This is a genomic window from Kribbella sp. NPDC031520, from assembly GCF_055580825.1.
The window spans coordinates 93,387-105,936 of record NZ_JBVIKS010000003.1 but is presented as its reverse complement, the minus strand read 5'-3'; the positions used below and the strand labels follow the sequence as shown (position 1 = coordinate 105,936).

Below are 12,550 nucleotides of genomic sequence, written 5' to 3'. Positions count from 1 at the left end.
CCGGGTCTCGCTTATCGTGTGCATTCGTGCCGGAGATCCCGGCGGCGGGCAGACCTTGTGAGGCGGGGCGATGACCGACAGTGGTGAGCGGACGGCGCAGACCGGGATGACACGACGGACGGTGATCGGCGGTGCGGCGGCGCTCGCCGCGGCCGGTTTCCAGGCGGTTCCGGCGTACGCCGGCAGCGGGCCTGGTAAGACCGTTCGATTGACCGTGATGGGTACGACCGACCTGCACGGCAACGTGTTCAACTGGGACTACTTCAAGAACGCCGAGTACGACGACTCCGCGCACAACGACATCGGCCTGGCGAAGGTCTCCACCCTGGTCAGCGCCGTCCGCGACCGGATCGCGGCGGACCGGCACGCGCCGCGGCCGCTGCTGCTCGACGCGGGCGACACCATCCAGGGCACCCCGCTGTCGTACTACTACGCGAAGATCGAGCCCATCACCGGCGGTCACACGCACCCGATGGCGGCCGCGATGAACCGGATCGGGTACGACGCCGCGGCGCTCGGCAACCACGAGTTCAACTACGGGCTCGACATCCTGCGCAAGTTCCAGCAGCAGCTGCGGTTCCCGCTGCTCGGCGCGAACGCCCAGGACTGGACGACCGGCCTGCCGGCGTTCCCGCCGTACGTGCTGAAGCAGGTGTACGTACCGGGGGAGAAGCCGATCACCGTCGGCATCCTCGGCCTGACCAACCCGGGCATCGCGATCTGGGACAAAGCGAACGTCGAGAACAAGCTGAAGTTCGGCGGCATCGTCGAGCTCGCGCAGCAGTGGGTGCCGAAGGTCCGCGCGGCCGGGGCCGACATCGTGATCGCGTCCGTGCACTCGGGTATGGACCTGTCGTCGTCGTACGGCGACGCGCTGCCGTACCCGGAGAACGCGTCGGTGCTGATGGCCGAGACGGTTCCGGGGATCGACGCCGTACTGGTCGGCCACGCGCACCTGGAGATCCCGGAGCGGCTCGTCACGAACAAGACGAGCGGCGAGCAGGTCGTGCTGAGCGAGCCGTTGAAGTGGGGCATGCGGCTGTCGCTGTTCGACCTGGACCTGCAGAAGGTCCGCGGGCAGTGGACGGTCGTCGGCCGGCACAGCCAGGTGCTGAACGCGAACACCGTCGACGCCGACCCGGACGTGGTGAACCTGCTGCAGAAGGACCATGACAAGGTCGTCACGTACGTCAACTCCAAGATCGGTACGTGCACCGAGGCGATGTCCGCGGCGACCGCGCCGTGGGAGGACACAGCCGCGCTCGACTTCGTGAACTTCATCCAGGCCGACGCGGTCTCGAAGGCGCTCGCGGGTACGGCGCAGGCGTCGCTGCCGGTGCTGGCGATCGCGGCCCCGTTCAACCGGGCGGCCGCGATCCCGGCCGGTGACGTCTCGATCCGCGACGTCGCCGGGCTCTACATCTACGACAACACGCTGCTCGGGGTGACGATGACGGGCGCGCAGGTCAAGGAGTACCTGGAGTTCTCGGCGTACTACTTCAAGCAGGTCACCGGCACCGGGCCGTTCACGTCCGACCAGCTCACGAACGCCCCGACGCCGACGGCGCCGAACGGTACGCCGGACTACAACTACGACATCGTCGGCGGCCTCACCAAGCCCCTGACCTACAAGATCGACCTCGCCAAGCCGGCCGGCGCCCGCATCACCGACCTGGCGTACGACGGCACCCCGGTCGCCGCCGACCAGCAGTTCGTCGTGGCCGTCAACAACTACCGCCAGTCCGGCGGCGGCAACTTCCCCCACGTGAAGACGGCCCCGGTCGTCTACAACCGCCAGGTGGAAATCCGCCAGCTGATGATCGACTACGTCACTGCCACCGGCACGGTCGACCCGAAGACGTTCCACACCGTCGACTGGACCCTGACCTCCAACGGCACCCCGATCACCGTGACGAGCTAGTCCTTCAGGTGAGGGTTACGCCTGCAGCCTGGAGGTCGGTCAGGGCTTGGGTGGTGGACGACTCGGCTACGCCGGCGGTCAAAGTGGTGAGGACGGTGGTCCCGAAGCCTTCTTTGTGGGCGTCGAGGGCGGTGGCTCGGACGCAGTAGTCGGTCGCGATGCCGCAGACGTCCACGTCGGTCACCCCCTTGGCGCGGAGCCAGTCGGCAAGTGGGTGGCCGCCTTCGTGGGACTTGCCTTCGAAGCCGGAGTACGCCGCGGCGTACTCGCCCTTGTCGAAGATCGCGTCGAAGGGCTGCGGGTCGAGGTTCGGGTGGAAGCTGACGCCGTCGGTACCGGCGACGCAGTGCGGGGGCCAGGAGTTCACGAAGTCGGGGGTACGCGAGAAGTGGTCGCCGGGGTTGACATGGTGGTCCCGGGTGGCGACGACGTACGCGTACTGCCGGTCGTCCGGCTCCGCCTCGTGCCACTGGTGCAGGAGCTCGCCGATCCGGAACGCGACGTCGGCGCCGCCGGGGACGGCCAGGCTGCCGCCTTCGCAGAAGTCGTTCTGCACATCAACCACGATCAGTGCCCGGGCCATCGCGACGCTCCTTTGCGGGAGTACTCCTGAGCCCACCGTACAAGCGCCGGGCCGGTCCACGCTGCATTACGAGGGAATCAGGTTGCCGCCTGTGACGTGCAGGAGCTGCCCCTGGATCGCCTTCGTGCGGGGCGAGGTGAGGAACAGGATCGCGTCGGCGAGCTCGGATGCGTCCGGGAGGTGCCGCGCGGTGAATCCGGCCGCGATCCGCTCCAGGGCCGGCTGCGGGATGACCCGGTGTACGCCGTTCTCCAGCGTGATTCCGGGCAGTACGACGTTCACGAGCACGCCGTCCGCGCCCAGATCGTGCTGCAGGCTCGCCGCCAGCCCGTGCAGGCCCGCCTTCGCGGCGCTGTACGCCCACGCCCCGGTCATCCCGCGCTCCGCGAGGTCCGTCGAGACCAGCACGAGCCGCCCGTGCTCGGAGCGCCGCAGCGCCGGGGCGACCTGCTGTACCAGGTGGAAGTTCCCCTCGAGGTTCGCCCGGATGATCCCGGTCCACCACTCCGGCCGGGACTCCTCGATCTTCGAGGGTCGTTCGTCGTATCCGAGCGTCCCCCAGCTCACCGCGTTCGCCACGACCGCGTCGAGCCCGCCGAACTCCGACACCACCGACGCGACCGCCGAGGCGATCGTCTCCGGTGCACCGAGATCCATCGGTACGGCGTACGCCGAACCGCCCGCGGCCTCGATCTCCTCCAGCACCGCCTCGGCCGCGTCCTTCCGGGAGTTGTAGGTGATCGCCACCCGCGCCCCCTCCCGCCCGTACGCGATCGCGGTCGCCCGCCCGATCCCGGACGAGCCACCCGTCACCAGCACCGCCGCGTCCTTGAAACCCAGGTCCATGACCCGTCCTCCTGTATATCGTTAGTCGGCTACACAAAGAACTTAGCCGACTAATAAACCGAAGGCAAGCCCCGATGTGGGAATGTATGCGCTGACAGTTATCGTGTGACGGCGCATAGTTACCAAGGCGGCGGGGGGTTTGCCATGAAGAAGGTCGTTCTGGCGGTGGTCACGGCCGGAGCTGTGATTGCTGCCGCGCTGGTTCCGGCCGGGCCGAGGGTGCAGGCGGCGACGGCGAGGGTGGCGCGGAGCGAGCCGCGGGGGTTCGGATCGGCGTTGTCCTCGGTGCAGTCGGCGAGCTGGCAGACGAACGCGAGTGTGAACACGCTCGCCGTCGCGGGCAACCTGGTGTTCGTGGGCGGGCTGTTCACCCGGGTCCGTCCGCCGGGCAAGGCCCGTGGCGTGAACGATGCCCCCCGGAAGTACTTCGCGGTGCTCAACCGGACCACCGGGGTACCGACGCGCTTCGCGCCGAGGGTCAACGGGCCGGTGTGGGCCGTCGCGACGTCGCCCAACGGCCGGTGGGTGGTGATCGGTGGTGACTTCACCGTCGTCGACGGCGTGCCGCGGTCGCGGATCGCGATGTTCGATGTGGCCACCGGCAAACTCGTGGCCGGGTGGGATCCGGTGGTCAACTACCGGGTCGCCGCGCTGAAGGTGACCGGCAGCACGGTCTACCTCGGCGGTTCGTTCGGCGCCGTCGACAAGGTTGCTCGCGGCAACGTCGCGGCGGTCCGCCTGAGTACCGGGACGCTGCTGCCGTGGGACCCGGAGGCGGACGACGACGTGCACGCGATCGAGGTGTCCAGGGACGGGACCAGGGTCTTCGTCGGCGGCGGGTTCAACGAGATCGGTGGCCGCGACTCCCATGCGCTCGCGATGCTGAACAGCACGACCGGTGCGGCGTTCGAGATGCCGGCTGCAGCCGCGATCCCGGAACAGAGCTCGGACTGCGACAGTCGGGTGAAGGACCTGGAAGTCCAAGGAAACAAGGTGTTCGCATCGAACGCCGGCTCTGGTCGCGGCTGTTATGACGGTGTGCTCGCCGCCGACGCCAGGACCGGGAAGCTGATCTGGAAGAGCAACTGCCTGGGCGCGACCGAGGCGATCGCTGCCGTCGGCAACTGGTTGTACAAGGGCTCGCACGCGCACGACTGCGGCGCGGACGGCGAGTTCCGTGACGGGAGCGGTACGCACCACCTGCTGGTCTACAGCGCGATCACCGGCAAGCTCGGCCCCTGGAACCCGAACACCGACGCGGGCGGTACGACGGTGGTCGGCCCGCTGGCGTTCGCGACCGGAGGCAACGACCTGTGGGCCGGCGGCGACTTCACCCAGGTGAACGGCGTACCGCAGGAAGGGCTGACCCGGTTCACGAACGTACCGGGTGGTGCCGCGCCGGCCCGCCCCGCGGCGCCGAAGGTCGCGAGCGCGCGGTCGAACAAGGTGACGATCGCCTTCAGGACCGTGCTCGACCGCGACAACATGAAGCTCACGTACGTCGTGTACCGCGGCAGCACCCGGATCGGCACGTGGTCCCGTACGTCGAACTCCTGGACGAAGGCGGCCGTCACCTCGGTCACCGACTCCGGACTGACCAGCGGTCAGACGCTGTCGTACCGCGTCGAGGTCAGCGACGGCCGCAACGTCCGGAAAGGCCCGGCGGCCACGGTGAAGGTGCGGTAGCGATAATCGTCGGGTGACGGGTCCCGAGCAGTTGGCAGTTGTCGGTGCTGGGCTCGGTGCGGGGATCCTCACGTCGACGGTCGGGGTCGCGTCGTTGCTGAGTTTCCCGGTGCTGATCGCGCTCGGGATTCCGCCGGTGGTCGCGAACGCTTCCAACACGCTCGGTCTGCTGCCGGGTGCGCTCAGTGGTGTCTTCGGGTACCGGCGCGAGCTGCGTGAGGTCCCGCGCCGGCAGGTCGTGATCGTCGTACTGGTCTGTGCCGTCGGAGCGGTCGGCGGCGCCGCACTGCTGCTGGCGTTGCCGTCGCGGGTGTTCGCGTCCGCGGCGCCGTGGCTGATCCTGTTCACCTGCCTGACCGTCGGCGTCCAGCCGTGGATCTCCCGCTGGCTCCGCTCCCGCGCCGGCCATCCCCACGACCTCCGCCGATCGATGTCACCGGCAACAATCCTCGGCACCACGCTGACCGGCGTGTACGGCGGCTACTTCGGCGCCGGCGCCGGCGTGATGATGATGGCCGTCCTCGGCCTCGGCATGGACCTCGAGCTGCGGGTGGTCAACGGCCTGAAGACCCTGGCCCTGCTGGCCGCCAACCTGGTCGCCGGCATCATCTTCCTGGTCGTCGCCGACCTGAACCTCCAAGCGGCCGCGCTACTGGCCGCGGGCTCCGTCGTCGGCGGCTACGCCGGCGCCCACGTCGGCCGCCGCCTCCCCGCGACCTACCTCCGCATCCTGATCGTCCTGGCCGGCGTAACAGCCGCCGTACTGATGCTCTAGACGTACTGCACCCGATCGAGCCGGCTCGGTGCGTGGACGGCCGGAGGCCGATCCGGCGCCGGTGTGCGAGGCTGCGGGCATGACGACGAACTGGGCCGGAAACGTCGAGTTTGCGAGCGAACTGCAGCGACCGCGGACGGTCGGCGAGCTGCAGGAACTGGTCGCGCGCTCGGAGCAGGTGCGGGTGCTCGGCACCGGGCATTCCTTCAACCGGATCGCGGACACGACCGGCACGCTGGTCAGCGTGCAGGAACTGCCGCAGGTGATCGAGGTCGGCGAGCGGGGCGTGACGGTGTCCGCTGGGACGCGGTACGGCGAGATCACCGCCGCGCTGCAGGCTCAGGGTCTCGCGCTGCACAACCTCGGGTCGCTGCCGCACATCTCGGTCGCCGGCGCGTGCTCGACCGGTACGCACGGTTCTGGTGACACGAACGGCCCGCTCGCGGACGCGGTCAACGCGATCACGTTCGTGAACGCCGGCGGCGAGCTCGTCACGCTGACCCGCGACGACGCGGACTTCGCGGGGTCGATCGTCGCGCTCGGAGCGCTCGGGGTCACGGTCAGCCTCACGCTCGACGTACAGCCGTCGTACCAGATCAGCCAGGTCGTGTACGACGCGTTGCCGGTGGATCGGCTGCAGTCGGACTTCGCGGCCGTGATGAGCAGCGCGTACAGCGTCAGCGCGTTCACCGACTGGGTCGACCCGGAGGTGATGGTGTGGCGCAAGCGCCGCGAGCTGACCGAGCCCGACCCGGAGTGGCTGGGCGCGCGGCTCGCGGACGGTGCGCGGCATCCGATCAAGGTGATGCCGGCCGGCTACGCGACCCAGCAGGGCGGCGTGCCCGGCCCGTGGAACGAGCGGCTCCCGCACTTCCGGCTCGAGTTCACTCCGAGCAACGGCGACGAGCTCCAGTCGGAGTACTTCGTGGCGCGCGAGCGGGCGGCCGAGGCGATCGAGGTACTGCGTGCCCTGGGCAAGCGGTTCGCGCCGGTGATCCAGGTGTCGGAGGTGCGGACGATCGCCGCCGACGACCTGTGGCTGAGCCCGAGCCAGGGCCGCGACACGGTCGCCCTGCACTTCACCTGGATCCAGGACGAGGCCGCGGTCCGCCCGGTCGTCGCCGAGCTGGAGGAGGCACTCGGGCATCTCGACGTACGGCCGCACTGGGGCAAGGTGTTCGCCGCCGACGCCGCGACCCTGGCGGAGCGCTACCCGAAGGTGAAGGACTTCGTCGCGCTCGCGGCGAAGTACGACCCGGCCGGCAAGTTCCGCAACGAGTACCTCGACACGTTCCTGCCGTTATAGCTGGGTGACGTCCTCGAGGGTCGAGGTGATCGTCCAGAGCAGGTTGCGGACGATCCGGCGGTCCTCGGGGGACAGGTTCGCGAGCGCGCGGCGGCCGGCCCGGTCGTAGACCTCCTGGATGGTGTGTGCGAGCTCGACGCCGCGGTCGGTCAGCTCGATGCCGACCTGCCGCGCGTCGGTCGCGCTCTTCACCCGCCGGACCAGACCCGCGGCCTCCATCCGCTGCGTGGTCTTGGTCGCGGTCGGCACCTCGACGTCGAGCACCTTCGCGAGCCTTGCCACCGGCAACGATCCGTGGTGCAGCAGCTTCGCGAGCACCAGCTCCTGGCCGGTGTGCAGTTCGGTCCCGGCCAGCTCCTCCGCGACCGCCTTCCGCGCCGCCCGTTCGGCGAACCGCAGCGCGATCAGTACGTCGGCCTCGTCGGCGGGCGCGTCCGGGGACCAGTCGTCAGTCATGTGTGGCTCCGCGGGCGGAACGGGTTGCGGGCGTCGTAGTCGCCGACGTACTCGGTCGGGATCGCGGGCTCGCCGCGGCTGAGCTGGCTGGCGTAGCGGGGGAGTTCGTCGCGGACTTTCTGGTGGTGGGCCTGCGACTCCGCGGGAGTCGTCCGGCCGATGACCTTGCCGGACTCGACCAGCGGCTTCAGGAGTACGCGGTCGTCGCCGTCGTCGACCGGCTGCTCGCCGACGCCGATCAGCTCGAGCTCCGCGACCCCGGCCGCGGACCGGCGGCGCAGCGCCCACTTCCGGCCGCCGATCGAGATCTTGTCCGGGCTCTTCTTCGCCACCGGCACCAGCTCGCCGCTCGCGTCCTCGCGGGCGACCAGCTTGTACACGAACCCGCAGGTCGGGTAGCCCGAGCCGGTGACGAGCGACGTACCGACCCCGTAGCCGTCCACCGGCGCGGGGGCGAGCGCGGCGATCTGGAACTCGTCCAGGTCGCTGGTCACGATGATCCGGGTCTTCGTCGCGCCCAGCGAGTCGAGCTGCTCGCGGACCTGCCCGGCCAGCGACGGCAGGTCGCCGGAGTCGAGCCGTACGGCGCCGAGCTCCGGGCCGGTCAGCTCGATCGCGGCGCGGACCGCCTCGGCGACGTCGTACGTGTCGACGAGCAGCGTCGTACCCTTCCCGAGCGCGTCGACCTGGGAGCGGAACGCGTCCTGCTCGCGGTCGTGCAGCAGCGTGAACGAGTGCGCCGCCGTACCGGTGCTCGGGATGCCGTACCGGCGCGAGGCCTCCAGGTTCGAGGTGGCGCCGAAGCCGGCGATGTACGCCGCCAGCGCCGAGGCGACCGCGGCCTCCTCGTGGGTCCGCCGCGAGCCCATCTCGATACAGGGCCGCCCACCGGCCCACCAGGTCATCCTCGACGCCGCCGAGGCGACCGCGGAGTCGTGGTTCAGGATCGACAAGAAAACGGTTTCCAGGAGTACTGCCTCGGCGAACGACGACTCCACCACCAGCACCGGCGAACCCGGGAAGAAAATCTCGCCGTCGGCGTAACCGGCGATGTCGCCGCTGAACCGGTAGCCGGCCAGCCAGTCCCGGGTAGCCTGGTCGACGATGCCGCGATCGGCCAGGAAGGCGATCGCCTGCTCGTCGAACCGGAACTGCTCGAGCGCGTCCAGCAGCCGGTTGACGCCGGCGACCACGCCGTACCGGCGGCCGTCCGGCAGCCGGCGGGCGAACAGCTCGAACACCGAGCGGCGCTCCGCCGTGCCGTCCGCCAGGGCGGCCTGCAGCATGGTCAGCTCGTAGTGGTCGGTCAGAAGTGCCGTCGAATGGGTCACGAGGGCAGCCTATTGCGAGACGGGAACCGATGATGGAGAGAATGGACAGGTGAGCACCGCACCGAGCGAGCTGGAGAGCCCCGAGGTCGACGAGGCGATCGAGCTGAGCCCACCCTGGGTGACGATCGTCTGGAACGATCCGGTCAACCTGATGGACTACGTCACGTTCGTCTTCCAGACGTACTTCGGCTACTCCAAGCAGAAGGCGGAGAAGCTGATGATGCAGGTGCACTCCGAAGGCAAGTCGGCGGTGTCGAACGGCAACCGGGAAGCGATGGAACGCGACGTGGAAGCGATGCACTCCTACGGCCTGTGGGCCACCTGCGAGAAGTCGTGACGCGGTTCCGCAAGCGCCGTAAGACCGTGGTCGTCAGCTTCGCCGAGCACGAGGCGGACATCCTGGCGAACCTGCTCCGGAACCTGGTCGAGCTGCTGTACGACGGGCTGCCGCCGCGCACGACCGCACCGGCGGACCCGCTCGAGGCGATGCTCAGCGACAACGACGGACCGACCTCGCCGCCCGAGGACGTCGTACTGCAGCGGCTGCTGCCGGACGCGTACAAGCAGGACGACCTGGCGTCGGCCGAGTTCCGCCGGTTCACCGAGCGCGGGCTGCGCGAGGGAAAGGTCACCGACGCGAAGCGGGTGCTGTCCGCGCTGGAGGAGTCCGGCGCCGACGAGATCGCGCTGGAACCGGACGAGCAGCTGTCCTGGTTGCGCGCGCTGAACGACCTGAGGCTGGCGATCGGGACGCGCCTCGACATCAAGGACGAGGACGACTACGCGACCTGGGAGAAGCTCGACGAGGACGACCCGCGGCGCCTGACGTACGACCTGTACGACTGGCTCGGCTACCTCCAGTCCGCCCTGCTGCACAACATGCGCTGACACTAGGGTGGCGCGTATGGAGACGCGGCGGCTCGGGCGGACCGGGCGGGATGTTGGTGTGGTCGGGCTCGGGGCGTGGCAGCTCGGGGCGGACTGGGGTTCGGTCGACGAGAGCGACGCACTGGCCGTGCTGCGGTCGGCGATCGAGGGCGGCGTGACGTTCATCGACACCGCGGACGTGTACGGCGACGGGCGGTCCGAGCGGCTCGTCGGCCAGGTGCTCAAATCGGTTGAAGGTCTGACCGTGGCGACCAAGATGGGGCGCCGGGTCGAGCAGGTCCCTTCGGCCTACACCTTGGAGAACTTCCGCGCCTGGAACGACCGCTCCCGGCGGAACCTCGGCGTCGACACGATCGACCTGGTGCAACTGCACTGCCCGCCGACGCCGGTGTACTCGAACGACGCGGTCTTCGACGCCCTCGACACGCTCGTGGACGAGGGCCGGATCGCGGCGTACGGCGTGAGTGTCGAGACCTGCGCCGAGGCGCTGACCGCGATCGCCCGCCCGAACGTGGCGACGGTCCAGATCATCCTGAACGCCTTCCGTCTGAAGCCGCTCGACGAGGTCCTCCCGGCCGCGCAGGCAGCCGGGGTGGGCATCATCGCCCGGGTACCGCTGGCCAGCGGGCTGCTGTCGGGCAAGTACGACGAACACACCACGTTCGGCCCCGACGACCACCGCACCTACAACCGCCACGGCGAGGCCTTCGACGTCGGCGAGACCTTCTCCGGCGTCCCGTTCGGCATCGGCCTGGAAGCGGTCCGCCGCCTGATGCCCTGGCTCCCGGCCGGCGCCACGATGGCCCAGTTCGCGCTCCGCTGGATCCTCGACCAGCCAGGCGTCTCGGTCGTCATCCCCGGGGCCCGCAACCCGTCCCAGGTCGCCGGCAACATCTCCGCAGCCACCCTCGCCCCGCTCACCCCGGACCGCCTCGACGCGGTCCGCCAGACGTACGACGACCTGATCAAGCCGGAGATCCACGACCGCTGGTAACACGCTGTCCGCATTCTGGACCGACTCCGTGGTTGGCGGGGCGGCCCGTGCGGTCGCCGTACCGTGGAGGCGTGCTGGTCATCGAGCGGGAGACATACGACGCGATCGTCGCGCATGCCCGGAAGGATCATCCGGATGAGGCGTGTGGGGTCGTGGCGGGGGCGGAAGGGTCGGATCGGGCCACCCGGTTCGTGCCGATGCTGAACGCTGCCATGTCGCCGACGTTCTACGAGTTCGACTCCGGTGACCTGCTCCGGCTCTACAAGGAGATGGACGAGCGGGACGAGGAGCCGGTGGTGATCTACCACTCGCACACCGCCACCGAGGCGTATCCGTCGCGGACCGACATCAACCTCGCCCAGGAGCCGGGCGCGCACTACGTCCTGGTGTCGACCCGGGACGGCGCGGACGACCCGGCGTACGACGGGCCGGTCGAGTTCCGGTCGTACCGGATCGTCGGCGGCGAGGTCACGGAAGAAGAAGTACGCGTAGTTGGTTCCTATACAGAAACCTTTGAAGGAGAAGACTGAAATGGCGATCGAGCTGCGCGTGCCGACGATCCTGCGCACCTACACCGGCGGGGCGAAGGCGGTCACCGGCGACGGCACCGACCTGGCCGCGTTCATCGACGACGTGAACGGCAACCACCCGGGCCTCAAGGAGCGGATCGTCGAGGGCGACCCGGAGGAGCTGCGCCGGTTCGTGAACGTCTACGTGAACGACGAGGACGTCCGCTTCACCGGCGGCCTGAAGACCGAGGTCAAGGACGGCGACGTGGTGGTTGTTCTGCCTGCGGTGGCGGGCGGCGCGGTCTGATGCGTTTCGACAGCCTGCTCGACTCGGTCGGCGGTACGCCGCTGGTCGGGCTGCCCAAGCTGTCGCCGTCGGCCGACGTCCGGCTCTGGGCGAAGCTCGAGGACCACAACCCGACCGGTTCGATCAAGGACCGGGCGGCGCTGCGGATGCTGCTGGACGCCGAGAAGGACGGCCGGTTGCGCCCGGGCAACACGATCCTCGAGCCGACATCGGGCAACACCGGCATCTCGCTCGCGATGGCGGCCAAGCTGCGCGGCTACCGGATGGTTTGCGTGATGCCGGAGAACACCTCCGAGGAGCGCCGTCAGATCCTCCGGATGTGGGGCGCCGAGATCATCTCGTCCCCGGCCGCGGGTGGGTCCAACGAAGCGGTCCGGGTCGCCAAGCAGGTCGCGGAGGACCACCCGGACTGGGTGATGCTCTACCAGTACGGCAACCCGTCGAACGCGCTCGCCCACTACGACGGCACCGCGCGCGAGATCCTCGACGACCTGCCGTCGGTCACGCACTTCGTCGCCGGTCTCGGTACGACCGGAACGCTGATGGGCGCCGGCCGGTTCTTCCGCGAGAACAAGCCGGACGTGAAGATCGTCGCCGCCGAGCCGCGGTACGGCGAGCTCGTCTACGGTCTGCGCAACCTCGACGAGGGCTTCGTCCCGGAGCTGTACGACGAGACGCTGATCGACGCGCGCTTCTCCGTCGGACCGCGGGACGCCGTCCGGCGGGTGCGCGAACTGCTCGACAACGAGGGCATCTTCGCCGGCATCTCGACCGGCGCGATCCTGCACGCCGCGCTCGGCCAGGCGGCCAAGTGCGTGCGTGAGGGCGAGCAGGCCGACATCGCGTTCGTGGTCGCGGACGGCGGCTGGAAGTACCTGTCCACCGGCGCGTACGAAGGCACCGTCGACGAAGCCGAAGAACGCCTCGAAGGTCAGTTGTGGGCTTGAG

Annotated in this window: 14 protein-coding genes; 10 read left to right on the top strand and 4 right to left on the bottom strand. The window is 69.4% G+C overall.

Annotated elements, in window-relative coordinates:
* Positions 1 to 70: 70 nt before the first annotated feature.
* Entirely contained in the window at positions 71 to 1,921 is a 1,851-nt protein-coding gene (locus tag ACZ5BU_RS15825) for a bifunctional metallophosphatase/5'-nucleotidase (RefSeq protein ID WP_465699460.1), read from the top strand.
* 4 nt (positions 1,922 to 1,925) lie between these two features.
* Here the strand turns inward: ACZ5BU_RS15825 and ACZ5BU_RS15820 are convergent, their stop codons facing one another.
* A complete protein-coding gene (locus ACZ5BU_RS15820) occupies positions 1,926 to 2,504 on the bottom strand; it encodes a nicotinamidase (RefSeq protein WP_465699458.1) in 579 nt (192 codons plus the stop codon).
* A 66-nt stretch (positions 2,505 to 2,570) separates the two neighbouring features.
* Positions 2,571 to 3,350 carry an SDR family NAD(P)-dependent oxidoreductase gene (locus tag ACZ5BU_RS15815; RefSeq protein WP_465699456.1) on the bottom strand — a complete coding sequence of 260 codons (780 nt, stop codon included), beginning with the start codon at positions 3,348 to 3,350 and terminating at the stop codon, positions 2,571 to 2,573.
* Positions 3,351 to 3,494: 144 nt separating this feature from the next.
* On the opposite strand from ACZ5BU_RS15815, the gene ACZ5BU_RS15810 reads away from it, so the two are divergent.
* The 3 genes from ACZ5BU_RS15810 to ACZ5BU_RS15800 all read left to right on the top strand — a co-directional run bounded on the left by ACZ5BU_RS15810 (position 3,495) and on the right by ACZ5BU_RS15800 (position 7,117).
* Positions 3,495 to 5,036, top strand: a complete 1,542-nt coding sequence (locus tag ACZ5BU_RS15810) for a WD40 repeat domain-containing protein (protein ID WP_465699454.1) — start codon at positions 3,495 to 3,497, stop codon at positions 5,034 to 5,036.
* Between the two features lie 13 nt (positions 5,037 to 5,049).
* On the top strand, positions 5,050 to 5,811 hold the full coding sequence (locus tag ACZ5BU_RS15805) for a sulfite exporter TauE/SafE family protein (RefSeq protein ID WP_465699452.1): 762 nt from the start codon (positions 5,050 to 5,052) through the stop codon (positions 5,809 to 5,811).
* Between the two features lie 79 nt (positions 5,812 to 5,890).
* Positions 5,891 to 7,117: a D-arabinono-1,4-lactone oxidase gene (locus ACZ5BU_RS15800; RefSeq protein ID WP_465699450.1), complete on the top strand. Its 1,227-nt coding sequence runs from the start codon at positions 5,891 to 5,893 to the stop codon at positions 7,115 to 7,117.
* Here ACZ5BU_RS15800 and ACZ5BU_RS15795 read toward each other — a convergent pair.
* Both ACZ5BU_RS15795 and ACZ5BU_RS15790 read right to left on the bottom strand, forming a co-directional pair.
* A complete protein-coding gene (locus tag ACZ5BU_RS15795; protein WP_465699448.1) occupies positions 7,112 to 7,573 on the bottom strand; it encodes a MarR family winged helix-turn-helix transcriptional regulator in 462 nt (153 codons plus the stop codon). The genes ACZ5BU_RS15800 and ACZ5BU_RS15795 overlap by 6 nt on opposite strands.
* The gene (locus ACZ5BU_RS15790; RefSeq protein WP_465701056.1) at positions 7,570 to 8,859 is read right to left on the bottom strand and encodes a nicotinate phosphoribosyltransferase; all 1,290 of its coding nucleotides are present in this window, start codon (positions 8,857 to 8,859) and stop codon (positions 7,570 to 7,572) included. Before ACZ5BU_RS15790 ends, ACZ5BU_RS15795 begins: the two co-directional genes overlap by 4 nt.
* Before the next feature lie 94 nt (positions 8,860 to 8,953).
* Here ACZ5BU_RS15790 and clpS point away from each other — a divergent pair, with 94 nt between their 5' ends.
* The 6 genes from clpS (at position 8,954) to ACZ5BU_RS15760 (ending at position 12,549) form a co-directional block, all read left to right on the top strand.
* Positions 8,954 to 9,241, top strand: coding sequence for an ATP-dependent Clp protease adapter ClpS (gene clpS, locus ACZ5BU_RS15785; RefSeq protein WP_141858870.1), 288 nt, complete (start codon positions 8,954 to 8,956; stop codon positions 9,239 to 9,241).
* Positions 9,238 to 9,792, top strand: coding sequence for a DUF2017 domain-containing protein (locus ACZ5BU_RS15780; protein ID WP_465699446.1), 555 nt, complete (start codon positions 9,238 to 9,240; stop codon positions 9,790 to 9,792). The genes clpS and ACZ5BU_RS15780 overlap by 4 nt, the downstream gene beginning before the upstream one ends.
* A 16-nt stretch (positions 9,793 to 9,808) precedes the next feature.
* Positions 9,809 to 10,786 (top strand): aldo/keto reductase, encoded by a 978-nt coding sequence (locus ACZ5BU_RS15775; protein WP_465699444.1) that lies wholly within the window; start codon positions 9,809 to 9,811, stop codon positions 10,784 to 10,786.
* Positions 10,787 to 10,857: 71 nt separating this feature from the next.
* Complete coding sequence (locus tag ACZ5BU_RS15770; protein ID WP_465699443.1) at positions 10,858 to 11,316, top strand: M67 family metallopeptidase; 459 nt, start codon at positions 10,858 to 10,860, stop codon at positions 11,314 to 11,316.
* Between the two features lies 1 nt (position 11,317).
* Positions 11,318 to 11,602, top strand: coding sequence for a MoaD/ThiS family protein (locus ACZ5BU_RS15765; RefSeq protein WP_465699441.1), 285 nt, complete (start codon positions 11,318 to 11,320; stop codon positions 11,600 to 11,602).
* Positions 11,602 to 12,549: a PLP-dependent cysteine synthase family protein gene (locus tag ACZ5BU_RS15760; RefSeq protein WP_465699439.1), complete on the top strand. Its 948-nt coding sequence runs from the start codon at positions 11,602 to 11,604 to the stop codon at positions 12,547 to 12,549. The genes ACZ5BU_RS15765 and ACZ5BU_RS15760 overlap by 1 nt, the downstream gene beginning before the upstream one ends.
* The last annotated feature ends 1 nt before the right edge of the window (position 12,550 follow it).

Excerpts from the sequence above, each read along its gene's own strand:
- ACZ5BU_RS15825 (WP_465699460.1), top strand. The coding sequence starts at position 71 with ATGACCGACAGTGGTGAGCGGACGGCGCAGACCGGGATGACACGACGG.
- ACZ5BU_RS15820 (WP_465699458.1), bottom strand. The coding sequence starts at position 2,504 with ATGGCCCGGGCACTGATCGTGGTTGATGTGCAGAACGACTTCTGCGAA.
- ACZ5BU_RS15815 (WP_465699456.1), bottom strand. The coding sequence starts at position 3,350 with ATGGACCTGGGTTTCAAGGACGCGGCGGTGCTGGTGACGGGTGGCTCG.
- ACZ5BU_RS15810 (WP_465699454.1), top strand. The coding sequence starts at position 3,495 with ATGAAGAAGGTCGTTCTGGCGGTGGTCACGGCCGGAGCTGTGATTGCT.
- ACZ5BU_RS15800 (WP_465699450.1), top strand. The coding sequence starts at position 5,891 with ATGACGACGAACTGGGCCGGAAACGTCGAGTTTGCGAGCGAACTGCAG.
- ACZ5BU_RS15795 (WP_465699448.1), bottom strand. The coding sequence starts at position 7,573 with ATGACTGACGACTGGTCCCCGGACGCGCCCGCCGACGAGGCCGACGTA.
- ACZ5BU_RS15790 (WP_465701056.1), bottom strand. The coding sequence starts at position 8,859 with ATGCTGCAGGCCGCCCTGGCGGACGGCACGGCGGAGCGCCGCTCGGTG.
- ACZ5BU_RS15775 (WP_465699444.1), top strand. The coding sequence starts at position 9,809 with ATGGAGACGCGGCGGCTCGGGCGGACCGGGCGGGATGTTGGTGTGGTC.
- ACZ5BU_RS15765 (WP_465699441.1), top strand. The coding sequence starts at position 11,318 with ATGGCGATCGAGCTGCGCGTGCCGACGATCCTGCGCACCTACACCGGC.
- ACZ5BU_RS15760 (WP_465699439.1), top strand. The coding sequence starts at position 11,602 with ATGCGTTTCGACAGCCTGCTCGACTCGGTCGGCGGTACGCCGCTGGTC.